Raw genomic sequence first — 21,457 nt, forward strand, 5'->3', positions numbered from 1 at the left:
AACCCCCGGCTTCGCCCCCTCCAACAGAACCGCAAGCCACATATGTCCCTGCCGCCCGGCTTCCTTGACGAATTGCGCACCCGCGTCACCCTGTCGTCCGTTGTCGGGCGCAAGGTCACCTGGGATATGCGCAAGTCGAACATGGCCAAGGGCGATTTCTGGGCGCCTTGCCCGTTCCACCAGGAAAAATCGGCCAGCTTCCATGTCGATGACCGCAAGGGGTTCTACTATTGCTTTGGCTGCCATGCCAAAGGCGATGCCGTCACCTTCGTCAAGGAATCAGAGAACCTTGGCTTCATGGAAGCGGTCGAGCTTTTGGCGCGCGAGGCCGGCATGCCGATGCCCGCCCGTGATGCCCGCGCGGCGGAAAAGGCCGATCACCGCACGCTGCTGGGGCAGGTGGTCGAGGAGGCGCTGAAGTTCTACCGCCTCAACCTCAAGGCCAGCGCGGGCGCCGAAGCGCGGCGCTATCTGACCGACAAGCGCCGCCTGCCCGAAGCGGCGTGGGAGCGGTGGGAGCTGGGCTGGTCGCCCGAAAACGCGCAAGCGACGGTCGAGGCGCTGAAGCAAAAGGGTATTTCCCCCGAACTGATGGTCGCCTCTGGTGTCATCGCCAAATCCGACTCGGGCCGGTTATATGACCGCTTCCACAATCGGCTGATCTTTCCGATCCGCGATGGCCGGGGCAGGGCAATCAGCTTTGGCGGCCGCAGCCTTGATCCGAACGCGCGGGCCAAATACCTGAATGGCCCCGAGACCGACCTCTTCGACAAGGGCCGCAACCTGTTCAACCACGCCCCGGCGCGCGAGGCGGCGGGCAAGGGCCTGCCCCTGATCGTGGCCGAAGGCTATATGGATGTGATTGCCTTGGCAGAGGCGGGCTTCAAAGCCGCCGTCGCCCCTTTGGGCACTGCCGTGACCGAGGATCAGTTGCGCCTGATGTGGCGGATCAGCGATGAGCCGGTGATTTCGCTCGACGGCGATAAGGCGGGTATCCGGGCAGCCCTTCGGGTGATCGATCTTGCGCTGCCGCTTTTGGAGGCGGGGAAGGGCCTGCGCTTTGCGGTGCTGCCCGAAGGGCAAGACCCCGATGATCTGATCAAGGCGCAGGGGCCGGGGGCCATGCAAAAGGTGCTGGATCAGGCGCAGCCCATGGTGCGCCTGCTGTGGAACCGCGAAACCGAAGGCAAGGTGTTCGACAGCCCCGAGCGCAAGGCTGCACTGGACAAGACCCTGCGCGCCGCCCTGAAGCGCATCGCCGATCCGTCGATCCGCGGCCATTACGGCGAAGAGATCAAGGCGCTGCGGGCCACTCTGTTCGGCACCGGCGCGCGGCCCTTCAAGGAATGGCAGCCCCGCGCGCCCCGGCAGGGCGGCAAATTCGCGCCGCCCGTGGTCATCGCCCCTGCGGCCTCCACGCGCAACTCGTTCCTGGCAGGGTCTGACACAAATGAGACATTTGTACTGGAAGCCACCATTCTGGCCGGAATGCTGATGTTTCCGGCCCTGATCGATGAATTTGAAAGCAGCCTTGGCCCCCTGCGGTTCAGTGGTCCCGGCCACAACCGCCTGCTCGATTGCCTGCTAGGCCTGCCGCAGGGTGTCGAGGCCATCGAATATGCTCGCCTGCATGCCGCCGTTGAACTTGAAACCCTGCTGTCGGATCGCCACGTCTTCTCGATGCCCTTCATGCGGCCCGGCTACCCGCAAGAGGGCGCTATGACCATTATGGCCGATGCGGTGACCAAGCTGCGCGCGGTCAGGGGGGGCGTGCGCGAGGTGAGCGAGGCTGCCAAGGACATCGAAGGTCTGGTGGATGAGGGCCTGACTTGGCGCGTGTCAAAGACGAACGAGGCCCGGTTCGCGGCGCAGAGGGGGCCGCAGGACAATACGGGCGAGGCGGTTCTGGCCCCCAACGGCGTGGCGCTGGACCGCAACGAACTGGAACAGTCCCGTAAGGTTTTCGAAGGGATTCGCTTCGAAAAGCCCAAAGGACGCCACTAACACAAAGAATCACCGCATGCCCCTTCCGTCTGCCGTGATTCGCGTTATTTGATTCGGCAGGACGAAGTGATTCGCGCCCAAGGAGACAGCATGGCCCTGAAAGACAGCGACGACGGCAAACCCGAAGGCGAGGAATCGGACGTATCCCTTGACATGAGTCAGGCGGCCGTCCGCAAGATGATCTCGGATGCGCGCGAACGCGGCTACATCACGATGGAGCAGCTGAACGCCGTCCTGCCGCCCGATCAGGTCTCGACCGACCAGATCGAGGACATCATGTCGATGCTGTCGGAGATGGGCATCAACGTCGTCGAAGAGGAAGAGCAGGAAGAAGGCGAGGCGCCCGCAGGGGGCGAGCTGGTCGAAACCTCTTCCTCGCGCGAAGTGGCGCTGGTTGGTGCGGCCTCCGAAACGCTGGACCGCACCGATGACCCGGTGCGGATGTATCTGCGCGAGATGGGTTCGGTCGAACTCCTCAGCCGCGAGGGCGAAATTGCCATCGCCAAGCGGATCGAGGCCGGTCGCAACACCATGATCGCGGGCCTGTGCGAAAGCCCGCTGACCTTTCAGGCGATCATCATCTGGCGCGACGAACTGCTGTCAGAAGAAATTCTGCTGCGCGATGTGATCGATCTTGAGGCCACCTTTGGCCGCAGCCTTGATGGCGACGAAGAGATGGTTGGCCCGGAACTGGGCGGCGTTGATGTCGGCACCGTAGACCCAGGTGCTGCCCCCCGCCGTGCCACCTCGGCAGAGCCGGAGCTGGATGCTGACGGCAATCCGATCATGCGGTCGGATGATGACGAGGATGACGAGGACGGATCGTCCATGTCACTGGCGGCGATGGAAGCCGCGCTGAAGCCCAAGGTTCTGGAAACCCTGGATCTGATCGCGCGCGATTATGCCAAGCTGGCCGATATGCAGCGCGCCCGGATGGATGCCACGCTGTCGGAAAAGACCCGCTTTTCGGCGTCGGAAGAAGCGGCCTATCAAAAGCTGCGCGGTGAAACGGTGGTTCTGGTGAACGAACTACACCTGCACAACAACCGGATCGAAGCGCTGATCGACCAGCTTTACGGCATCAACAAGCGCATCATGTCGATCAATTCGGGCATGGTGAAGCTGGCCGATGCCGCGCGGATCAACCGCCGCGAATTCATCGACGAATATCAGGGCTATGAGCTGGACCCGACTTGGCTGGATCGCATGGCCTCGAAGGCCGGGCGTGGCTGGCAGACCATGATGGAGAAAAGCCGCGAGAAGGTGGAAGAGCTGCGCAACGAAATGGCCGGCGTCGGCCAGTATATCGGCGTGGACATTTCCGAATTCCGCCGCATCGTGAATCAGGTCCAGAAGGGCGAGAAAGAGGCGCGGCAGGCCAAGAAGGAAATGGTCGAGGCGAACCTGCGTCTGGTGATTTCTATTGCCAAGAAATACACAAACCGCGGCCTGCAATTCCTTGATCTTATTCAGGAAGGCAACATCGGCCTGATGAAGGCCGTGGATAAATTCGAATATCGTCGCGGCTATAAATTCTCGACCTATGCGACGTGGTGGATCCGTCAGGCCATTACGCGCAGCATCGCCGATCAGGCCCGCACCATCCGTATTCCGGTGCATATGATCGAGACGATCAACAAGCTGGTCCGCACCGGCCGTCAGATGCTGCACGAAATCGGTCGCGAGCCGACGCCGGAAGAACTGGCCGAAAAGCTGCAAATGCCGCTGGAAAAGGTTCGCAAGGTGATGAAAATCGCCAAGGAACCGATTTCGCTGGAGACACCGATCGGGGATGAGGAAGACAGCCAGCTTGGCGATTTCATTCAGGATACCAACGCGATCCTGCCCTTGGACAGCGCCATTCAGGAAAACCTGAAGGAAACCACGACCCGCGTTCTGGCATCGCTGACCCCGCGCGAGGAACGCGTTCTGCGGATGCGCTTTGGCATCGGCATGAACACCGACCACACACTGGAAGAAGTGGGCCAGCAGTTCAGCGTGACCCGTGAACGCATCCGCCAGATCGAGGCAAAGGCGCTGCGCAAGCTGAAGCACCCCAGCCGGAGCAGGAAGCTGCGGAGCTTTCTTGATCAATGAGTGGGCCGCGTAACGTCACCCCGCTGACCGCCCAGCGTGCCTTTGCGACAATTCAGGTTGTCGCAAAGGTCGCGCTGAACAGCGAACCGCCACTGACCTATTCCGAACTGGCGCGGCGGCTGGGTATGGCCAAGGTCAACGGGCAAGGCCTGTCGAGCTATCTGAACGAGGCGGCGGCGCTTTGTGCTGAGGCCGGTTGGCCGAATGTAGCGACGCTGGTCGTGTCGAAGGACAGTCTGGACGCAGGCAATCCGATGCCCTCCGAAGGGTCGTTCAGTGACGGCTTTTATGCCAGCACTGGCCTGACCAGGGCCGATATTGCAGACGAACAACAGCGCGTCCGGGCCTACGACTGGCGGTCAGTCGAGGCGTTGGGTCTGACGGGCGAATAACGCCGTATGGTGCGTGCTTTGCACGCACTGCCACCACCTGCAATTGTGCGTGAAATCATGCGGCCTATGGGGCTGCGCGATGTGGATTGCCGCATTTTCCATCACTCACCATCTGGCCATATCGCTCCCCCCAATCTGGCCTCACAACATTTTGTTGACAGCTTCCCCCTGCGCAGCCGTAACCTGTGTCACACAGGGGCCGGGTTGGGGTTCATGCGCGTGTCGCAAACCCTTCCTAAGCCTGTTCTGTCAAAACGGCGCAAGAAGCGCCGGACAAGCCGCCAAAGGCGGACAACATAGGGAGATACCGACGTGTCTGATTCCTCTTCTCTCAATCGCCGCAGCTTTCTCAAACGCTCGGCCGCTGGCATGGGCGCATTGGCTGCGCCTGCGCTGATCTCGTCCAAGGCGCTGGCCTCTTCGGGCGAAATCAACTTCACCGGCTGGGCTGGCTATCCCAAGCTGTCCGAAGTCGTCTTCCCGGCCTTCACCGCTGCTACCGGCATCAAGGTGAATTTTACCGAACTGCCTGATCAGGATGCCATGTTCGCCCAAGCCAAGGTGGCGATCGAGGCAGGCGGCATCGACGTGATCGAGCCGACCATCGACCGTTGGGGCGGCTGGAACTCGAACGGCCTGTTGCAGCCGTTCGACGAATCCAAGCTGGCAATGGCCAACTATCTGCCCGGTCTCGCCGATGGCGCAGCCGGTGAGCGCAGCCGCAAGGATGGCGCGCTGTACTACGTTCCGTCGAACTGGGGCACCGAGTCGCTGGTGGCCAAGGAGAGCGACGCCAAACTTTCTACCCCACCCTCACTGGGCGACCTGTTCAACCCGGATAACCAGGTTGTGGTGCGCCCGCACTCGACTCTGGCTGCCATGGGCCGCTGGCTGGATGCACAGGGTAAGCTGCCCTTCCCGTGGATGGACGGCTATACCGACATGGACAAGATGGTCCAGCTTTGGGACATCGCGCTGGCCGAAGCCATCAAGGCCAAGGGCAACGTGGTTCAGTTCTGGTCGGGTGAAAACGAGGCCAACGCCGGCTTTACCGCCAATGGCGCGACGCTGGGCCTGAACTGGGATTCGACCGGCTACAACCTGCGCAAGGACGGCTACAAGTATCTTGCCCCGGTCGAAGGCGCCTTTGCCTGGCATCAGGGTTTTGTGCTGATGAAGAACGCCGTCAACGTCGAACAGGCGCATGAGTTCGTCAAGTTCGTCTCGACGCCCGAAGGGGCCGCAGGCTGGGCGACTGCCTTCTCGTCGAACCCGGTGGCCAAGGGTGCGGGCGACCTGCTCGACCCGGAAGTGTCGGCCTATTACAATGGCACCTTCAATGACGATGCGCTGAAAGCCCTGTGGTGGTGGCCTGACCAGTCGGCCGATTTCATCGCCAAGCGCGGTGAATACGCCGACAAGTACAAGTCTGCCTGATCGGCCCCACAACCAATGCGCGCCGGGCCCCTGTGGCCCGGCGCGTTTTATTGCGGCCGGGCTGCGGCTGGACGAATGAAGCGTGCTGAACTGGCTATAGCCATTGCGCGATCCAACGGTTCCGCTAGGCTTTCAACAACAACAAAAATGACAGGGGGAAGACGGTCCTATGAGTGCGGGGATTGATCTTGAAAACGTCTGCTGCGATTTCGGCAGCTTTCGCGCGGTGGATAATGCCAATGTCTCGATCAAGCCGGGCGAGTTCTTCTCGTTCCTCGGGCCATCGGGCTGTGGCAAGACCACAATCCTGCGGATGATCTCGGGCTTTACCGAGCCGACGCAGGGTGCCATTCGCATTGGCGGCAAGGATGTGCGGGGCTTGCGCCCGAACCAGCGGCCCACGGCGCTGATCTTTCAGAATCTGGCGCTGTTTCCACTGATGCCGATCTGGGAAAACATAAGTTTCGGGCTGGAGGTGCGCGGGGTAGACAAAGCCACGCGGCGCAAGAAGGCGGAAGAGCTGCTGGAACTGGTGGAGCTGCCCGGTGCGGCCGACAAGATGGTCAGCCAGCTTTCCGGCGGGCAAAAGCAGCGGGTGGCGATTGCGCGCGCGCTGGCGGTGGAACCGGCGGTGATGCTGCTGGATGAACCGCTGTCGGCCCTTGACCTGAAGCTGCGTCAGCACATGCGCGCGGAACTGCGCAGCATTCAAAAGCGCACCGGGGTGACCTTCATCTACATCACCCACGATCAGGGCGAGGCTCTGGCCATGTCGGATCGTGTGGGCGTCATGTCTCAGGGCCGCATTCAGCAGATCGCCGATCCGCGCGACATCTACAACAACCCCGTCAACGGCTTTGTGGCCGGTTTCGTGGGGGAAAACAACGTCTTCACCGGCTCGGTGCGCAACCCGGCCACGGGCATGGCGGGGTATGAGACCAAGCTGGGCACCTTCCGCGCCCGGCTCGGCGAACTGGCCAGCGGCGAGAATGTAAAGCTGTATGTCCGCCCGGAACACACGCTTTTGTCGGAAACCGCCGCCGCCGAAAACTCGGTGCCGGTCACCATTTCCGAAGTGTCGTTCGAGGGCGCCTTCATCGCCGTGCATGGGGTTGCTGAAAACGGCCAAACCCTGGTGGCCGAGATTCGCAACGACGGTTCGGCCACGGTGCCAGCCAATGGCTCGCAGATGTTCATGCAGTTCGATCCGGCGCGGGCGGCCATTCTGCCCGACGCAGCCGTTGCGAAAGGGTAAGCGATGGAGGATCTTTTCCGCCGCTATGGCCACACCCTGACCTTTGCCTTCATGGCGCTTGTTGCCTTCTGGCTGCTGGCGCTGGTGATCCTGCCGAACCTGACGCTGTTCGAGGCATCGTTCCGGCCCTATCTGCCGGTAACGGAAATTGGCGGGCCAAAGGATACCTATTCGCTGGATAACTATGCGAAATTCCTGCGCAATCCGTCGCCGTGGAATGTATTCGGCATCGAGTTGCAGGCACCGCTGAACGTCAAGACCTTCCTGTCCACGATCTTCTATTCGACGATTGCAACCTTCATCACCTTCGCACTCAGCTATCCCTTGGCCTATTATCTGGCCAAGGTGGTGCAGCCGAAATCGCTGCCGACGATGATCTTGCTGCTGTTCATCCCCCTCTGGGTGTCAGAGGCGCTGCGGGCCTTTGCCTGGTACATCATCCTGACTTTCAACGGCCCGCTGAATGCGGTTCTGGTGGGGATCGGGTTGCTGGAAAAGCCGATCCGCTGGCAGCAGGGGGTGCTGACCGGATATGACGCCGTGGTGATCGGTCTGGTCTATTCCTATGTGCTGTTCATGATGTTCCCGATCTATGGCTCGATCCAGTCGCTGGACCGCAACCAGATTGAGGCCTCGGAAGATCTGGGTGCCAAGTGGTGGCAAACGCATTGGCGGGTGATCCTGCCCCATGCCAAGCCGGGCATCGCCTCTGGCTCGGTCATGGTATTCATGCTGTCAGCAGGCTCGCTGCTGGTGCCCTCGGTGCTGGGGTCCACCAATTCCAACTGGTTCACCCAGACCATCCAGCAATGGATGCTGGAAAGCCAGGACTGGAATACGGGCGCTGCCTATTCCTTCCTGTACATCCTGCTTTGCACGGTTGTCGTGGCCTTGGCCATGTGGCTGTTCAAGGTCAAGCTGTCCGATATCGCGAAATAAGGGGGCGGGATCATGCACAAGACGCGCAACTTCCTGTTCAACCTCTATTTCGGGTTGTTCCTGCTGTATCTGTTCCTGCCGCTGGCCATCATGGGCGGGGCGGCGTTCAACAACAACAAACTGCCCTCGGTCTATCCGTGGAAGGGCTTTACCATGACCTGGTTCCAGCAATTGCTGGCCGATCAGGTGATGTGGACCTCGTTCCGCAACACCATTCTGGTGGCGCTGGCGGTTGTGGTCATTGCCGTGCCGATCGGGGCGGCGGCGGCGATCCTGATCAACTCTATCTCTGGTCGGGTCAGGGCGGCACTTTATGGGCTGATGGTGGCGCCCATTCTGATGCCGGGGGCGGTGATCGGCATTTCGACGCTGCTGTTCTGGAACAAGGCCAGTATCCCGCCGGGCCTGCATCTGTCGGTTCTGGGGCAGGTCAGCTATATCGCGGCCTTTGTGATGTTGCTGGTTCTGGCGCGGTTGCAAAGTTTTGATTCGTCTCTGGAAGAAGCAGCGCTGGACCTTGGCGCAAGCCATGCCCAGGTGGTGCGGCGCATTCTGTTGCCGCATCTTTACCCCGCATTGGGGGCAGGGGCGGCGATTGCCTTTTTCCAGTCGATCGAGAACTTCAACGTCACGCTGTTCACCCGCGGCACCTCGAACACGCTGACGGTCTATGTGTTCTCCAAGGTCCGGTCTGGCATCACCCCCACGATCAACGCGCTGGCGCTGTTGCTGATCCTTATGACGCTGGTCATGGCGACGGTATATGAGGTGCGCCGCCGCCGTCTGGCCAAGGTCGAGGCCGCCAGAGAGGCCGAAGGCCGCAGGGCCGCCGCGCTGGAAGAGTTGTAAGAGAAAAGGCCCGGAGGAAACTTCGGGCCTTTTCAATCCAACCAGATGCGTTCGAAGAAATTTGGCCTTACCCTGCCGCCTGCGCGATAAAGGGGGCAAGGTCGCCGTATCCGGTAAACCGCCGTTCAAAGGCCAGTCCCAGCCGCGCCGCGCAGTCCTGCGCCTTGGCGTCCAGCGCCGGATCATTGGTCTGCGCCTGATAGACCAGCTTTTCATAATTGCCGAACATCATCGGGATCAGTTCGGGGTGCCGGTCAAAGCCCATGGGTTTCCAGACAAAGGCATCGAATTGGCGCACCAGAAAGTCGGTCAGGTAAAAGGCGGTGAATTCATCGGGGTGGGCGGCAAAGGCGTCGTTGCCTTCAAAGAACGAATAGCAATGCGGCCCGGCGATCATCTGCACACCCAGCGCATCGCAGGCGACCTGCAACTGCCCGCCGGTGCCGCAATCGGCGTAAAGGACATGGATCGCGTCATAGTCATCGCGGCGCTGCGCCACGGTTTCCTTGACTGCTTCGGTTATCTTATCGGGGTAAAGATGCAACTTGGCGGGCAGGCATTGCAGATCAAGATGGGTCCAGCCATTGGCGCGGATCACGGCCAGCACCTCATGCGCCAAGGCACCGCAGGCCAGCAACAGCACGCGGCCCTTGTGGCTGGCGTCGAGACCCGTCTCGGTCAGCTCGACGTCGCTTAGCGCCACGCAAGACCCCGGACGACGGCGGCCAGACCCAGCGCACCAAAGGCCAGCCAGATCAGCGGCAGGCCAAGGCTGTGAGCCAAGACAAGCGTCACGCCAGCCAAAGCGATGACGCCAAGGAGCAGGGCAAGGAAATGGGGCAGGGGCATTTTGGTCCTCCTGCCCCTAATCTGGGACTTTAAGAGGCGCTTGCCAAGCCTCATAGCGCCCATTTGAAGCCTTCGAACGTCTCATTCCCGTCATAACCGAAATGGCGCTGCTGCGATTTGGTGAAAAGTTTGCGGCCGCGAAAGCGGATGGCGTAAAGCCATTCGATCTGTTGCAGGTTCTCGCAGCCACTGATGCTGCCATCCGGCTCGAAAACATCGATTCCCTCATCGGCATGTTCACCGGCATAGGTATCTTGCTCGCCGTGCAGGATCATCGGCGCGCCGATCTTGCTGTTGACGAACATTTGCACATCGCGGAACGCCGGGCTGCGGGAATGTTTCTGGCCCGACAGGATTTCGAACACGGCCACATTCTCGCTGCGCGCGGTGGCCGGAACGATGCCGTAAAGGTCAAAGTCGCCGTGAACGTATTTGCCCGCCGTCAGCAGGCTGCTGGTGGACAGTTTCACACAGCCATAGCGCGGGCTGCCGGGTGTCAAATCGACGAAATACTGCATGCCGCCGGGAATATAGGTCAGCTCCTGCTGCCCTTCCCAGGTGCGCACGGCGTCATGGATGTGGCCCATGCTGAACCTGGCCCATTCATCCAGCGCCTTTTGGTATTTCTTGTCAGTGGCATAGGCCGCCTGACCCAGAACGGTCGGGTCCACCACCAGCCCGGCACAGTCGATCTGACCATAGGTTTCGTGGGTGACCGGGTTATCCGCCGTCTTGGCCTTGCAGTCGATCCGCTTCGGGACGCAATCCTTGTCGCCGATAAAGCGCAGCGAGGACAGGTTGGTGCGGCGCACCAGAATGAAGACGTTGAAATGGCGGGCTGCGGCCTGAAAGATGCGGGCATGGCCGGGAAGCATGGCAACGGTGGACATCGCAAAATCCTGAATGAACCCGCTTATTCTGCCACATCGCAGGCCCCGCGCAAGCAAAAGCCCCGAAGCGGCGCTTCGGGGCTTTTGCAGATCTGTCAGGCGGTTCAGCCGTTCATCTGGTTGTGCTTGCGCGCAACCCAGCTTTTCGCGGTTTCCACCGCAACGGCGGCATCGCGGCAATAGGCATCGGCACCGATCGCCTTGCTGAACTCTTCATTCAGCGGCGCGCCACCGACCAGCACGATATAGTCTTCGCGCAGGCCCTTTTCCTTCATCGTGTCGATCACGACCTTCATATAGGGCATCGTGGTGGTCAGCAGGGCCGACATGCCCAGAATATCGGGCTTTTCGGTTTCCAGCGCCTCAAGATACTTTTCGACCGAATTGTTGATGCCCAGATCCAGCACCTCAAAACCCGCGCCTTCCATCATCATGGCGACAAGGTTCTTGCCGATATCGTGGATGTCGCCCTTGACGGTGCCGATGACCATCTTGCCCATGCGCGGCGCGCCGGTTTCAGCCAGCAGCGGCTTGAGGATCGCCATCCCAGCCTTCATCGCGTTGGCGGCCAGCAGCACTTCGGGCACGAACAGGATGCCGTCGCGGAAGTCTGCACCAACAATCGTCATGCCGGCGACCAGCGCCTTGGTCAGAACGTCATAGGGCGTCCAGCCGCGCTCCAGCAGAATTTCGACACCCTCTTCGATCTCTTCCTTGAGACCGTCGTACAGGTCGTCGTGCATCTGAAGCACAAGCTCGTCGTCGGAAAGTTCCGAGAGGATGATTTCGTCGTCGTCAGCCATCTGTGTGCTCCTCGGGCAGTTGCCGTAGGTAGTGGGGCCAAAGCCCGGTGCGGACTTTGCGATTTACGACATTGCCTGAATGGAAGCCGACAGCAAGAGGGGGTGAATATAAAAGCTGTTGCGATGTTCGTGAAATGTTCTATTTATTTGACATGCAGGATAAACGCGAAACCCTTTTGCCGGGGCAGCGGGCCAAGGCGCGCGGTGCGCTGGAAAATGCCACGGGGCGGTACGAGGGCAGCACCCGCACCGCCTTTGACGACGGTTGGGAGATGGCGGAGACCGACCGCCTGATCAAAACCGAAGTGCGGGCAGAGGTGGCGCGGTCTGCCATCACCTACAACACATCGCCCGACATTCCGTTTGACCGCTCGATCAATCCCTATCGGGGGTGTGAACATGGTTGCATCTATTGCTTTGCCCGGCCGACGCATGCCTATCTTAACCTGTCGCCGGGGCTGGATTTTGAAACCCGGCTTATTGCGCGCCCCGGCCTTGGCAAAGTGCTGGAGCGCGAGCTGCGGGCGAAATCCTATGCGGTGGATGTGATCGCCATCGGCACCAACACCGACCCCTATCAGCCGTGTGAGGCCGAGTGGCGCGTGATGCGCGAAGTGGTTCAGGTGCTGTCGGATTTCAACCATCCGCTGGCCATCGTGACCAAGGGCACCCTGATCGAACGTGATCTGGACCTCCTTGCGCCGATGGCCGCCAAGGGGCTGCTCAGGGTGGGCGTGTCGGTTACGACGCTAGACCCTGCGCTGTCGCGCAAGATGGAGCCGCGCGCACCCGCCCCGGCGCGGCGGTTGCAGGTGATCCGCAGGTTGGTGGCGGCGGGTGTGCCGGTGCGGGCGATGGTGGCCCCCGTCGTGCCCGGTCTGACCGATCATGAGCTGGAGCCGCTGTTGCAGGCCGTGGCGGACGCGGGCGCGAGCGGCGCCAGCTATATCTCTTTGCGCCTGCCGATGGAGGTGTCGCCCCTGTTTCAGGACTGGCTGGCCGAGCATTTCCCCGACCGGGCCGCCAAGGTCATGGGCCGGGTACGCGAATTGCACGGCGGCAAGGATTACGATGCTCGCTGGGGGCACCGCTTTCGTGGGCAGGGGATCTGGGCCGACCTGATGCGCCAGCGCTTTGCCAAGGCGGCGGCGCGGCTGGGCCTGTTGCGTGACATGCCGCCCTTGCGGCGCGACCTGTTTCAGCCACCGCCGCGTGCGGGGCACCAGTTCACCTTGTTCTGACCGGCGGGCTTGCATCGCTGTCGCAGGATTGCAAGGCTGGGCAAGGTTTTGGAGGGTCCGATGTTTCGCGTTATCATTCCGGTTCTCGCGCTGATTCCATCGCTGGCCTATGCTGGCTGTGAGGTGCTGCTGATGTCGTGCGAGATTGGCAGCAAGCACCTGGAGTTTTGTCTCAATGGCGATATGGTTGACTATACGTTCGGCCCTGCCGGTCGCCCCGAACTGATCCTGTCGCAATCCGTACAAAGCGCGGGTGCCGAGCCGTGGCCCGGTGTCGGTCGCGAGATCTGGGCGATCGCTTCGGTCGAGAACGCGGGCGTGACCTATCTGATGTCGACGAGTTTCGACCGCCAGGACGAGAATGCCGTAACAAACGGCAGCATCGCCGTCCTGAAGGGCGACAAGCCGCTGGCCCGGCTTGACTGTGACAAGGGCACGGTAAAGGGCGATCTGTGGATCGTTGCCGATGAAAAGGCCAGGCGCGGCCAGTGCTGGCAGGAAGCCACCGGCACTTGGGCCTCGGCGCCTTGTAATTGACCGGGCACCCGGGTCTTGCCTTCGCGGCGTGATCCGTTCACCCTGTTTTTGGCCAAATTTCCGTGAGGGAATTCAGTCGATCCTTCGACGGGCCTTTTCCTGTCCTATATGTTGCGCATCAGCCAAAGGAGACGCGCATGTTCTTTGTCGATCGCAGCAAGATGCAGATGGTTTCGCCTGACAAAGCGCTGCCCGGCCGGGCCACGCCGCTTCCCACCGCAGAAACCCATTTCCTGTCGGGCCTGCCACTGGATGGGCCCGTGCCCGAGGGGATGGCGCAGGCGATGTTCGGCATGGGCTGTTTCTGGGGGGTAGAGCGCAAGTTCTGGCAGACGCCGGGCATCTGGCTGACCATGGTCGGCTATGCGGGCGGCTATACGCCGAACCCGACCTATAAGGAAACCTGCACCCAGCTTACCGGCCATAACGAGGTGGTACGGGTGATCTATGACCCTGCCGTGATCAGCTATGATGGCTTGCTCAAGGTGTTCTGGGAAAACCATGACCCGACGCAGGGGATGCGGCAGGGCAATGATGTGGGCAGCACCTATCGGTCGGGCATTTATACCTATTCGCCCGAACAGCAGGCGGCGGCAGAGGCATCGAAGCTGGCTTATCAGCAGGCGCTGGATGCCCGAGGTCTGGGCCCCATCACCACCGAAATCCTGCCCGTGCCCAGGTTTTACTTTGCCGAAGATTACCACCAGCAATATCTGGCCAAGAACCCCGACGGCTATTGCGGCCTTGCCGGAACCGGCGTGACCTGCCCAATCGGCACCGGGGTGGCGGCGCGTTAGCCCCATATACTTGCCACGGGCGGCCCTTGCGATTAAGCCCGGCTTATCCCGAAGGAGCCGCCCGATGACCACCTATTCCGCGCTGACCACCGTGCCCGGCGAAGCCCACGCCAATGCCATTGCGCAATCGCTGGAGCAGTTGGAACCAACCCCGGTTGGCGTAGGCGTGTTTGAGATCGAGGACGACTCGGGCCTGTGGGAAATCGGCGCCTATTACCTTGAACCGCCGAACGAGGCGCTGCTGTCGCTGGTGGCGGAATCTTTCGGCGCGCGTCCCTTTGCCCTGTCGGAACTGCCAGAGATCGACTGGGTCGCCAAGGTGCGCCGAGAGTTGAAGCCGGTCGAGGCCGGACGCTTCTTTGTCTATGGCAGCCATGATGCCGACAAGGTGCCCACCGATCCGGGCCGCGTGGCTTTGCAGATCGAGGCGACGGTGGCCTTTGGCACCGGACACCACGGCACCACGCTGGGCTGTCTGCGGGCGTTTGATCGGCTGTTTGCCGAAGGTTTCCGCCCCGCCAAAGTGGCCGACATCGGCTGTGGCACCGCAGTTCTGGCGATGGCTGCGGCGGCGGTGCTGCCCGAAGCGCTGGTTCTTGCCAGCGACATTGACCGGGTGGCGGTGGATGTGGCCGAGGCGAATGTGGCGATCAACCACTTGCAGGGCCGCATCGAATGCATGGAGGCGGCGGGCTTTGCCCATCCGCGCCTGAAACAGGCCGCCCCCTATGATCTGATCTTTGCCAATATCCTCAAAGGCCCGCTGATCGAGCTTGCGCCCGACATGGCCACCCATTGCGCGCCAGGTGGTCTGATTATCCTTTCGGGTCTGCTTGTGGTGCAGGCAGAGTCGATCATTGCGGCCTATCAGGCTGCTGGCTTCACCCTCGTCTCGCGGGAAGATTTGGGCGAGTGGTCGGCATTGGTTCTGAAACGGAACTGAATCGTTTCCGAACTGCGTGGCGACACCAGCCCCATTTGCCACGTTCGCGCCACATTTCAGGCCCAATCTGGACATGTGAATTTTTTTGTGGCGACGGGGTTTCAGATGACCGATCAGAATATGGCCGACTTCTACGACAGCGTGCGCCGCTATCATTCCCAGCGGGAAAAGGGTTTTGCCCACGAAGCGACGGGCGCATTGGGCCGCTCGTTTTACTTCGGGCAAAACAAGTCGAGGCGCCGGCGGTCCTTGCTGGCCCCCGTGCTGTTTGCCCTGACTTCCGCATTCCTTTTGAAAGCCACTATTTTTTATACTGTGGGTCCTGCCAATTATCAGGACCGTCTCGCCCGGCTTGAGGCAGGGGAAGGGTTTGACAAATTCGGCGCCTGGCTGATGCAGTCGGAACCCGTCACCGAATTTCTGGCCAAGAAGATCGGGCAGGGTGTTAACGCCCTCAAATCCTGAGGGCGTTTATCCCACAAGAACAGGAAGGCCTGAAATCAGCGGGCTTTGAAAACCAGAAGGCCGTTGTCCGCGTTGGACAACGGCCTTCATTCATCTCTGACACTGATTGCGGCTTAACGGCCGATCAGGTCAACATCTCCACGGCACAGGCCGATATCATCAAGCTCACGATCCGTCAGCTTCGACAGGGCCTTGCGGGTCACCCGTGCGTCGTTCCAGGCGGAAAAACGGGTGGTGGCTTCGCCCAGCGACTGGACGAAACGGAAGATCGAGATGGCGCCAAACGGCGCCGCGCGGGACGTCTCATAGGCGGCCATTGCGTATTCCTTTCACAAACTGCTCGCACATCAGGCAGCTTTCTGCCTTCGATGATCGCTAAATAGTCTTGCTGCGAATGCGAAGCAATCCCCACGCCAGCAAGGCCGCCTTGCGTTGTGTGCATGACAAAGTCCATGGATTTGCCATGAATTGCGGGAGAGGCAGGATGCTGCGCTGCGGCAATGTCGTGTTTGCGATGCGCAGCGTCGGCTTTTGCGGCATGATTAGCGAGGCCGGTTCCGATTGCCAAGGCTGGAATTAACCTTGGCGCATGTTCTTGTTTCGTGCTATTTCGGGGAAAACAACGAAAAAGGGGCAGTCATGCGTGTTCTGGGGATCGACCCTGGCCTTCGCAACCTGGGTTGGGGGGTGATCGATGTTGCAGGATCGCGGCTGACCCATGTTGCCAACGGCATCTGCCATTCGGACGGCTCCGAAGGCACTTTGGCCCAGCGTCTGCGCAGCCTGCATGCCCAATTGACCGAGGTGGTACGCCTGTACGCCCCCGATACCTCGGCGGTGGAACATACCTTCGTCAACAAAGATGCGGTCGCCACGCTAAAGCTGGGGCAGGCGCGGGGTATCGCCCTGCTGGTGCCGGCACAGGCCGGGATAGAGGTGGGGGAATATGCCCCCAACGCGGTAAAGAAAACCGTCGTGGGTGTGGGCCACGCCGCCAAGGTCCAGATCGACCATATGGTCCGGCTGCATCTGCCGGGCGTACAACTGGCCGGGCCGGATGCGGCGGATGCGTTGGCAATCGCCATCTGCCACGCCCATCACATGCAAAGCGCGAACCGGCTTCAGGCTGCGTTACAAAGGGCACAGGCATGATTGGCAAGATTTCCGGGCGCTTGGATTGGCGCGGGTCAGACTCGGTGCTGATCGATGTGCGCGGCGTTGGCTATGTCGTGCATGTCAGCGACCGAACGCTGGCGGGCCTGCCCGGTGTAGGAGAGGCCGTGTCGCTTTATACAGAGCTTTTGGTGCGCGAGGATCTGCTGCAACTCTTCGGCTTTCCGACCATGCTGGAAAAGGAATGGCACAAGCTGCTGGTGACGGTGCAGGGCGTGGGGGCCAAGGCCGCCATGGCCATTCTGGGCACCCTGGGGCCAGAGGGCGTGTCGCGCGCCATCACCCTTGGCGATCAACGCGCCATTCAGGCCGCACCGGGGGTTGGCCCCAAGCTGGCGCAACGCGTGATCCTAGAGTTGAAGTCAAAGGCGCCCGGCATCATGGCCATGGGGGTCCGCCTGTCGGCCACCGCCCATGCCGATGATGTGGTGATCGAGACCGAAGCGCCCCCACCCAAACGCGCGGCCAAACCCGCCGCCCCGCCGCCCCGCGCGGCCTATACCGCTGATGCGCTTTCGGCGCTGATCAATCTTGGCTACGGGCAGGGCGATGCCGCGCAAGCCGTGGCAACCGCCGCCGGTGACGCGCCAGAGGCGGACACTGCCGCCCTGATCCGCGCCAGCCTGAAACTGCTGGCGCCAAAGGGGTAAGCGATGCAATCCGACCCCACCTTGCGCCCCGAGCGTCTGGCAGAGGATGCCGATCGCGCCTTGCGTCCTCAGATGCTGGAGGAGTTTGTCGGCCAGCAAGAGGCGCGCGCCAACCTGCGGGTGTTCATCGAAAGCGCCAAAATGCGGGGCGAGTCGATGGACCACACGTTGTTTCACGGCCCCCCCGGTCTGGGCAAGACCACGCTCGCCCAAATCATGGCGCGCGAACTGGGGGTGGGGTTCCGCATGACCTCTGGCCCCGTGCTGGCCCGCCCCGGCGACCTGGCGGCGATCCTGACCAATCTGGAACCGCGCGACGTGCTGTTCATCGACGAGATCCACCGCCTGTCGCCCGTGGTCGAGGAAGTGCTCTATCCCGCGATGGAGGATTTCGCGCTGGATCTGGTGATCGGCGAAGGCCCGGCGGCGCGCACGGTGCGGATTGACCTGCAACCCTTTACGCTGGTGGGGGCCACCACGCGGCTGGGCCTTTTGACCACACCCTTGCGCGACCGCTTCGGCATTCCGACCCGGCTGCAATTCTATACCGAGGATGAGCTTGACCTGATCGTCACCCGTGGCGCGCGCCTGTTGGGTATCGCCGCCGACCCCGAAGGCACCCGAGAGATTGCCCGCCGCGCCCGTGGCACCCCGCGCATCGCCGGTCGCCTGCTGCGCCGCGTGGTCGATTTCGTCACGGTCGAAGGCGACGGTCGCCTGACGCGGGCCATTGCCGATCATGCGCTGACCCGGCTGGGGGTGGACCATCTGGGGCTGGATGGCGCGGACCGGCGCTACATGCTCCTCTTGGCCGAGAATTATGGCGGCGGGCCGGTCGGCGTGGAAACCATTTCCGCCGCCTTGTCGGAAAGCCGCGATGCGATTGAAGAGGTGATCGAGCCGTTCTTGCTGCAACAAGGCCTGATCCAGCGCACCCCTCGCGGGCGGATGCTGGCAATGCGTGCCTGGCGGCATCTGGGAATCGACCCGCCCAAAGGGCTGGGGCAAAGTGATCTCTTCGACGGTTAACCCGAAGAAGCGGGGGCGCTTCGCCCCCCGCATCCCCCGAGAGTATTTCCGGAAGGGCAAGATCAAGAGGCGCTCTTTTATTTGCCCTTCCGGAAATACTCCGGGGGTCCGGGGGCTGGCCCCCGGTCCGGTGGTTGAGCCTCGGCGCGACCTTCGTTATCGCTGCGCCAAGACCGGAGGCCAACATGACCGCTGACGACATTCAAAAGCTGTTCACCCGCAAGGATGGCCAATACCTGTGCGCGCGCTGGGGGCGGCCCATCGTGCCGGTGGTGTTTGGCGTTGACGATGCGACGCTTGCCACGATCAAGGGCGCGATCGAGGCGGTTATGGTCCTGGCCGGGCACAAGATGGCCGAGACCGACCCAGAGCTTGGCGCAAACCTGATGATGTTCTTCTTTCAGGATTGGGCCGAACTGCCGCTCGTGCCCAGGCTGGACCAACTGGTGCCCGATCTTGGCCCCCTGTGCGACCGGCTGGCGGCGGCGGGGGCAAACCAGTATCGGGCCTTTCGGTTCGATGCCGATGGCGCGATCAAGGCGGCTTTCGTGTTCCTGCGGATGAATGGCCCGCTTGCCGATTTGCCTGCCGAGGTTGTCGCGCTGAATGAGGCGACGCAGACCATCCTGACCTGGGGCGAGGGTGCTTTTGCCGAAACCTCGCCTTTGGCGCGGGCGGAGGAAGCCGTGATCCTGCGGCCCGAGATTGCCGGGGTGATTCGCGCCGCCTATCTGCCCACGCTGCCGGTTGTCGCGCGCGATGCCAGCCACGCCTTGCGGCTGGCGGCGCGCCTGTCAGCGGAGGGGCAGGGGGATCACTGACAGCGACATCTTGCCCGAGCCTTGCGTCACCTCTGACGCATGGGCCAGATAGATCAGCGTATTGTTTTTCTGGTCCCAGATGCGGGTGACTTTCAGGCGTTTCAGGATCAGCGATTGGCGTTCGGAAAACACATCCTCGCCGCCCTCATCGTCAGACACGCCGGTGCCCAGCACGATGGGCCCGGTCTGGCTGCAATCAACCGCCGAATAGGAGGGGTCTTCGAACCAGTTGCCTTGGGTCAGCCGGTCATAGACCGAGCGGTCGAAATAGGCGATGTGGCAGGTGACGCCTTGCACCTCGGGGTCGGCGAAGGCATCGATCACGATGTCATTGCCAACCCAGTCAACGCCGACGCGGCCGACCTCTTCGGCGGGGGCGGGGGCGGTGGTGGCTGTGGCTAAGGTCAGGGCAAGGGCGGGCAACAGGCGCATGGAAACCTCCGGGGGCAAGGGCGGATGTTGGCACGGCAAGGCGCCTTCACAAGCCCGCGCTGGACCTTTGCGCGACCTTCCGCCAGCATCGGCCGCGCAAGGAGACCCCGATGCCCCCCCAGACAGCCCACCGCCACCCCGTTCGCGTCTATTACGAAGATACCGACCTTGCCGGGATCGTCTATTACGCCAACTATCTGAAGTTCATCGAACGGGGCCGCAGCGAATGGATCGCGGCGCTGGGGGTGGACCAGATGGCGCTGCGGGCGGCGGAGGGCATCGTCTTTGCCGTGCGCCGGGTTGTGGCCGACTATCTGCGCCCCGGCCGGTTTGGCGATGATCTGGTGGTGATGACCAACCTGCAGGAGCTGGGCGGCAGCCGGATCGAGCTGCGCCAAGAGGTTTGGCGGGAGGATGAGAGGCTGTTCACCGCCGCTGTCACGCTGGTCTGCCTGCATGACACGGGTCGCGCGGCGCGCATTCCGGCGGCGGTGCGCAGCCTGTTGGAGGCGGCCCGCAGCTAGCCGATGCCGGAAAATCGACCGTTGCGGGGGCGCCTTGTGGCGCGATCCCGCCCGATTGATGGCCCCGGTGACGGCAATGTGTTGGCATTCCCCTTCAAATCCGGGTAGAATCGGCGCAATAGGCGGCCATCAGAGCCCCGAGAGCAAAAGAGCAGGCGTAATGGACCCACAAGCCCTTGTTGCGGCGAAGGAGATTGATTTCTCCATCATCGCCCTTTTCTTTCGCGCGACCTTCACGGTCAAGCTGGTCATGCTGGGCCTGATGGCCATGTCGTTCTGGTCCTGGGCGATCATCGTGCGCAAGCATCTGATGTTCCGGCAGGCACGGACCGAGGGGGCAGTGTTCGACCATGCTTTCTGGTCGGGCGAGCCGCTGGATGAGCTGTTCGAAAAGGTGGGCGGCGACCCGCAGGGTGCGTCGGAAAAGATTTTCGCCGCAGGCATGCTGGAATGGCGGCGCAGCCACCGGCAGGATGGCGGGCTGATCGCGGGCGCGCAGGCGCGGATTGACCGGGCGATGGATGTCGCCATCGCGCGGGAAAGCGAGCTGCTGAACAAGGGGCTGTCGTTTCTGGCGACCGTCGGTTCGACCGCACCGTTCATCGGGCTGTTCGGCACGATCTGGGGCGTCAAACACTCGTTTGAAGAAATCGCCATCAGCCAGAACACCAACCTTGCCACCGTGGCCCCCGGCATCGCCGAGGCGCTGCTCGCCACGGGTATCGGCCTGATCGCCGCTATTCCGGCGGTGGTGTTCTATAACAAGCTCAACGCCGACAGCGAGCGTATCCTTGGCGGATACGAGGCCTTTGCCGACGAGTTTTCCACCATCCTGTCGCGCCAGTTGGACGCCTGACCCATGGGCGCGGGGGTGATGAAAAAGGGCGGCGGTGGCGGGCGCCGGGGGCGGCGTCGCGGGGCCTCTGCCGCAATGAGCGAGATCAACGTCACGCCTTTCGTGGACGTGATGCTGGTGCTGCTGATCATCTTCATGGTCGCGGCCCCGATGCTGACCGTGGGCGTGCCGATCAAGCTGCCGGAAACGGCGGCCAGCGCGATGCCGAATGAGGATGAAGAGCCGCTGACGGTCACCATCACCTCGGACGGGCTGCTGCTGATCCAGAATACCGAAGTGGGCGACGGGGAGCTGATCCCCAAGCTGACGGAAATTGCCAAGGAACGCACCTCGAAGAAAATCTTCCTGCGGGCCGATGGCGCGCTGGCTTATGAGCGGGTGGCGCAGATCATGGGTGCGCTGAATGCGGGCGGGTTCAACGAAATCGGTCTGGTGACCGATCCGGGCGGCCCCGCAATGGGGGGCAACTGAGGC

At 62.0% G+C, this 21,457-nt stretch carries 25 protein-coding genes; 19 read left to right on the plus strand and 6 right to left on the minus strand.

Features of this window, described 5'->3' with window-relative positions:
* The first annotated feature begins 42 nt into the window (after positions 1-42).
* The 7 genes from dnaG to JI744_RS03560 all read left to right on the plus strand — a co-directional run bounded on the left by dnaG (position 43) and on the right by JI744_RS03560 (position 8,973).
* The gene (dnaG, locus tag JI744_RS03530; RefSeq protein WP_202658322.1) at positions 43-2,004 is read left to right on the plus strand and encodes a DNA primase; all 1,962 of its coding nucleotides are present in this window, start codon (positions 43-45) and stop codon (positions 2,002-2,004) included.
* A 90-nt stretch (positions 2,005-2,094) separates the two neighbouring features.
* Positions 2,095-4,101 (plus strand): RNA polymerase sigma factor RpoD, encoded by a 2,007-nt coding sequence (gene rpoD, locus JI744_RS03535; protein ID WP_202658323.1) that lies wholly within the window; start codon positions 2,095-2,097, stop codon positions 4,099-4,101.
* On the plus strand, positions 4,098-4,493 hold the full coding sequence (locus JI744_RS03540; RefSeq protein ID WP_202658324.1) for a hypothetical protein: 396 nt from the start codon (positions 4,098-4,100) through the stop codon (positions 4,491-4,493). Before rpoD ends, JI744_RS03540 begins: the two co-directional genes overlap by 4 nt.
* A 312-nt stretch (positions 4,494-4,805) precedes the next feature.
* The gene (locus tag JI744_RS03545) at positions 4,806-5,930 is read left to right on the plus strand and encodes an extracellular solute-binding protein (RefSeq protein ID WP_202658325.1); all 1,125 of its coding nucleotides are present in this window, start codon (positions 4,806-4,808) and stop codon (positions 5,928-5,930) included.
* A gap of 169 nt (positions 5,931-6,099) precedes the next feature.
* Positions 6,100-7,185, plus strand: coding sequence for an ABC transporter ATP-binding protein (locus JI744_RS03550; protein WP_202658326.1), 1,086 nt, complete (start codon positions 6,100-6,102; stop codon positions 7,183-7,185).
* Between the two features lie 3 nt (positions 7,186-7,188).
* Positions 7,189-8,124 (plus strand): ABC transporter permease, encoded by a 936-nt coding sequence (locus JI744_RS03555; RefSeq protein WP_202658327.1) that lies wholly within the window; start codon positions 7,189-7,191, stop codon positions 8,122-8,124.
* Positions 8,125-8,136: 12 nt separating this feature from the next.
* A complete protein-coding gene (locus tag JI744_RS03560; protein ID WP_202658328.1) occupies positions 8,137-8,973 on the plus strand; it encodes an ABC transporter permease in 837 nt (278 codons plus the stop codon).
* Between the two features lie 67 nt (positions 8,974-9,040).
* Here the strand turns inward: JI744_RS03560 and JI744_RS03565 are convergent, their stop codons facing one another.
* The 4 genes from JI744_RS03565 to JI744_RS03580 all read right to left on the minus strand — a co-directional run bounded on the left by JI744_RS03565 (position 9,041) and on the right by JI744_RS03580 (position 11,515).
* On the minus strand, positions 9,041-9,676 hold the full coding sequence (locus tag JI744_RS03565; RefSeq protein WP_202658329.1) for a DUF1638 domain-containing protein: 636 nt from the start codon (positions 9,674-9,676) through the stop codon (positions 9,041-9,043).
* Positions 9,667-9,822, minus strand: a complete 156-nt coding sequence (locus JI744_RS03570) for a hypothetical protein (protein ID WP_202658330.1) — start codon at positions 9,820-9,822, stop codon at positions 9,667-9,669. Before JI744_RS03570 ends, JI744_RS03565 begins: the two co-directional genes overlap by 10 nt.
* Positions 9,823-9,872: 50 nt before the next feature.
* Positions 9,873-10,712, minus strand: coding sequence for a hypothetical protein (locus tag JI744_RS03575; RefSeq protein WP_202658331.1), 840 nt, complete (start codon positions 10,710-10,712; stop codon positions 9,873-9,875).
* Between the two features lie 104 nt (positions 10,713-10,816).
* A complete protein-coding gene (locus JI744_RS03580) occupies positions 10,817-11,515 on the minus strand; it encodes a corrinoid protein (RefSeq protein WP_202658332.1) in 699 nt (232 codons plus the stop codon).
* 152 nt (positions 11,516-11,667) lie between these two features.
* On the opposite strand from JI744_RS03580, the gene JI744_RS03585 reads away from it, so the two are divergent.
* From JI744_RS03585 to JI744_RS03605, 5 genes are all read left to right on the plus strand, one after another.
* Positions 11,668-12,756 (plus strand): PA0069 family radical SAM protein, encoded by a 1,089-nt coding sequence (locus JI744_RS03585; RefSeq protein ID WP_202658333.1) that lies wholly within the window; start codon positions 11,668-11,670, stop codon positions 12,754-12,756.
* Positions 12,757-12,816: 60 nt separating this feature from the next.
* Positions 12,817-13,293 (plus strand): hypothetical protein, encoded by a 477-nt coding sequence (locus JI744_RS03590; RefSeq protein WP_202658334.1) that lies wholly within the window; start codon positions 12,817-12,819, stop codon positions 13,291-13,293.
* Positions 13,294-13,430: 137 nt separating this feature from the next.
* A complete protein-coding gene (gene msrA, locus JI744_RS03595; protein ID WP_202658335.1) occupies positions 13,431-14,090 on the plus strand; it encodes a peptide-methionine (S)-S-oxide reductase MsrA in 660 nt (219 codons plus the stop codon).
* A gap of 64 nt (positions 14,091-14,154) precedes the next feature.
* Positions 14,155-15,033, plus strand: coding sequence for a 50S ribosomal protein L11 methyltransferase (locus JI744_RS03600; protein ID WP_202658336.1), 879 nt, complete (start codon positions 14,155-14,157; stop codon positions 15,031-15,033).
* Positions 15,034-15,138: 105 nt separating this feature from the next.
* Positions 15,139-15,498 (plus strand): hypothetical protein, encoded by a 360-nt coding sequence (locus JI744_RS03605; RefSeq protein WP_202658337.1) that lies wholly within the window; start codon positions 15,139-15,141, stop codon positions 15,496-15,498.
* Between the two features lie 113 nt (positions 15,499-15,611).
* Here JI744_RS03605 and JI744_RS03610 read toward each other — a convergent pair whose 3' ends face one another.
* The gene (locus tag JI744_RS03610) at positions 15,612-15,815 is read right to left on the minus strand and encodes a DUF1127 domain-containing protein (RefSeq protein WP_202658338.1); all 204 of its coding nucleotides are present in this window, start codon (positions 15,813-15,815) and stop codon (positions 15,612-15,614) included.
* A 322-nt stretch (positions 15,816-16,137) separates the two neighbouring features.
* Between JI744_RS03610 and ruvC the strand changes: the two genes are divergently transcribed.
* The 4 genes from ruvC to JI744_RS03630 all read left to right on the plus strand — a co-directional run bounded on the left by ruvC (position 16,138) and on the right by JI744_RS03630 (position 19,171).
* The gene (gene ruvC / locus JI744_RS03615; RefSeq protein WP_202658339.1) at positions 16,138-16,650 is read left to right on the plus strand and encodes a crossover junction endodeoxyribonuclease RuvC; all 513 of its coding nucleotides are present in this window, start codon (positions 16,138-16,140) and stop codon (positions 16,648-16,650) included.
* Positions 16,647-17,321 carry a Holliday junction branch migration protein RuvA gene (ruvA, locus tag JI744_RS03620; RefSeq protein ID WP_202658340.1) on the plus strand — a complete coding sequence of 225 codons (675 nt, stop codon included), beginning with the start codon at positions 16,647-16,649 and terminating at the stop codon, positions 17,319-17,321. Before ruvC ends, ruvA begins: the two co-directional genes overlap by 4 nt.
* Before the next feature lie 3 nt (positions 17,322-17,324).
* Entirely contained in the window at positions 17,325-18,350 is a 1,026-nt protein-coding gene (gene ruvB / locus JI744_RS03625; protein ID WP_202658341.1) for a Holliday junction branch migration DNA helicase RuvB, read from the plus strand.
* Between the two features lie 185 nt (positions 18,351-18,535).
* A complete protein-coding gene (locus JI744_RS03630) occupies positions 18,536-19,171 on the plus strand; it encodes a hypothetical protein (RefSeq protein ID WP_202658342.1) in 636 nt (211 codons plus the stop codon).
* Here the strand turns inward: JI744_RS03630 and JI744_RS03635 are convergent.
* Positions 19,145-19,603, minus strand: a complete 459-nt coding sequence (locus JI744_RS03635; RefSeq protein WP_202658343.1) for a CreA family protein — start codon at positions 19,601-19,603, stop codon at positions 19,145-19,147. The two genes, JI744_RS03630 and JI744_RS03635, sit on opposite strands and share 27 nt — an antisense overlap.
* A gap of 110 nt (positions 19,604-19,713) precedes the next feature.
* On the opposite strand from JI744_RS03635, the gene ybgC reads away from it, so the two are divergent.
* The 3 genes from ybgC (at position 19,714) to tolR (ending at position 21,454) form a co-directional block, all read left to right on the plus strand.
* Positions 19,714-20,127, plus strand: coding sequence for a tol-pal system-associated acyl-CoA thioesterase (gene ybgC / locus JI744_RS03640; RefSeq protein WP_202658344.1), 414 nt, complete (start codon positions 19,714-19,716; stop codon positions 20,125-20,127).
* Between the two features lie 160 nt (positions 20,128-20,287).
* Positions 20,288-20,983, plus strand: coding sequence for a protein TolQ (tolQ, locus tag JI744_RS03645; protein ID WP_202658345.1), 696 nt, complete (start codon positions 20,288-20,290; stop codon positions 20,981-20,983).
* Positions 20,984-20,986: 3 nt separating this feature from the next.
* Complete coding sequence (gene tolR, locus JI744_RS03650; protein WP_202658346.1) at positions 20,987-21,454, plus strand: protein TolR; 468 nt, start codon at positions 20,987-20,989, stop codon at positions 21,452-21,454.
* Positions 21,455-21,457 lie beyond the last annotated feature (3 nt).

This window comes from Fuscibacter oryzae, from assembly GCF_016765795.1.
Lineage (GTDB): Bacteria > Pseudomonadota > Alphaproteobacteria > Rhodobacterales > Rhodobacteraceae > Fuscibacter > Fuscibacter oryzae.

What these genes read in the sequence shown, in the direction of transcription:
- dnaG (WP_202658322.1), top strand. Translation starts at nt 43, where the DNA reads ATGTCCCTGCCGCCCGGCTTCCTTGACGAATTGCGCACCCGCGTCACC.
- rpoD (WP_202658323.1), top strand. Translation starts at nt 2,095, where the DNA reads ATGGCCCTGAAAGACAGCGACGACGGCAAACCCGAAGGCGAGGAATCG.
- JI744_RS03540 (WP_202658324.1), top strand. Translation starts at nt 4,098, where the DNA reads ATGAGTGGGCCGCGTAACGTCACCCCGCTGACCGCCCAGCGTGCCTTT.
- JI744_RS03550 (WP_202658326.1), top strand. Translation starts at nt 6,100, where the DNA reads ATGAGTGCGGGGATTGATCTTGAAAACGTCTGCTGCGATTTCGGCAGC.
- JI744_RS03555 (WP_202658327.1), top strand. Translation starts at nt 7,189, where the DNA reads ATGGAGGATCTTTTCCGCCGCTATGGCCACACCCTGACCTTTGCCTTC.
- JI744_RS03560 (WP_202658328.1), top strand. Translation starts at nt 8,137, where the DNA reads ATGCACAAGACGCGCAACTTCCTGTTCAACCTCTATTTCGGGTTGTTC.
- JI744_RS03570 (WP_202658330.1), bottom strand. Translation starts at nt 9,822, where the DNA reads ATGCCCCTGCCCCATTTCCTTGCCCTGCTCCTTGGCGTCATCGCTTTG.
- JI744_RS03575 (WP_202658331.1), bottom strand. Translation starts at nt 10,712, where the DNA reads ATGTCCACCGTTGCCATGCTTCCCGGCCATGCCCGCATCTTTCAGGCC.
- JI744_RS03580 (WP_202658332.1), bottom strand. Translation starts at nt 11,515, where the DNA reads ATGGCTGACGACGACGAAATCATCCTCTCGGAACTTTCCGACGACGAG.
- JI744_RS03585 (WP_202658333.1), top strand. Translation starts at nt 11,668, where the DNA reads ATGCAGGATAAACGCGAAACCCTTTTGCCGGGGCAGCGGGCCAAGGCG.
- JI744_RS03590 (WP_202658334.1), top strand. Translation starts at nt 12,817, where the DNA reads ATGTTTCGCGTTATCATTCCGGTTCTCGCGCTGATTCCATCGCTGGCC.
- msrA (WP_202658335.1), top strand. Translation starts at nt 13,431, where the DNA reads ATGTTCTTTGTCGATCGCAGCAAGATGCAGATGGTTTCGCCTGACAAA.
- JI744_RS03600 (WP_202658336.1), top strand. Translation starts at nt 14,155, where the DNA reads ATGACCACCTATTCCGCGCTGACCACCGTGCCCGGCGAAGCCCACGCC.
- JI744_RS03605 (WP_202658337.1), top strand. Translation starts at nt 15,139, where the DNA reads ATGACCGATCAGAATATGGCCGACTTCTACGACAGCGTGCGCCGCTAT.
- JI744_RS03610 (WP_202658338.1), bottom strand. Translation starts at nt 15,815, where the DNA reads ATGGCCGCCTATGAGACGTCCCGCGCGGCGCCGTTTGGCGCCATCTCG.
- ruvC (WP_202658339.1), top strand. Translation starts at nt 16,138, where the DNA reads ATGCGTGTTCTGGGGATCGACCCTGGCCTTCGCAACCTGGGTTGGGGG.
- ruvA (WP_202658340.1), top strand. Translation starts at nt 16,647, where the DNA reads ATGATTGGCAAGATTTCCGGGCGCTTGGATTGGCGCGGGTCAGACTCG.
- ruvB (WP_202658341.1), top strand. Translation starts at nt 17,325, where the DNA reads ATGCAATCCGACCCCACCTTGCGCCCCGAGCGTCTGGCAGAGGATGCC.
- JI744_RS03630 (WP_202658342.1), top strand. Translation starts at nt 18,536, where the DNA reads ATGACCGCTGACGACATTCAAAAGCTGTTCACCCGCAAGGATGGCCAA.
- JI744_RS03635 (WP_202658343.1), bottom strand. Translation starts at nt 19,603, where the DNA reads ATGCGCCTGTTGCCCGCCCTTGCCCTGACCTTAGCCACAGCCACCACC.
- ybgC (WP_202658344.1), top strand. Translation starts at nt 19,714, where the DNA reads ATGCCCCCCCAGACAGCCCACCGCCACCCCGTTCGCGTCTATTACGAA.
- tolQ (WP_202658345.1), top strand. Translation starts at nt 20,288, where the DNA reads ATGGACCCACAAGCCCTTGTTGCGGCGAAGGAGATTGATTTCTCCATC.
- tolR (WP_202658346.1), top strand. Translation starts at nt 20,987, where the DNA reads ATGGGCGCGGGGGTGATGAAAAAGGGCGGCGGTGGCGGGCGCCGGGGG.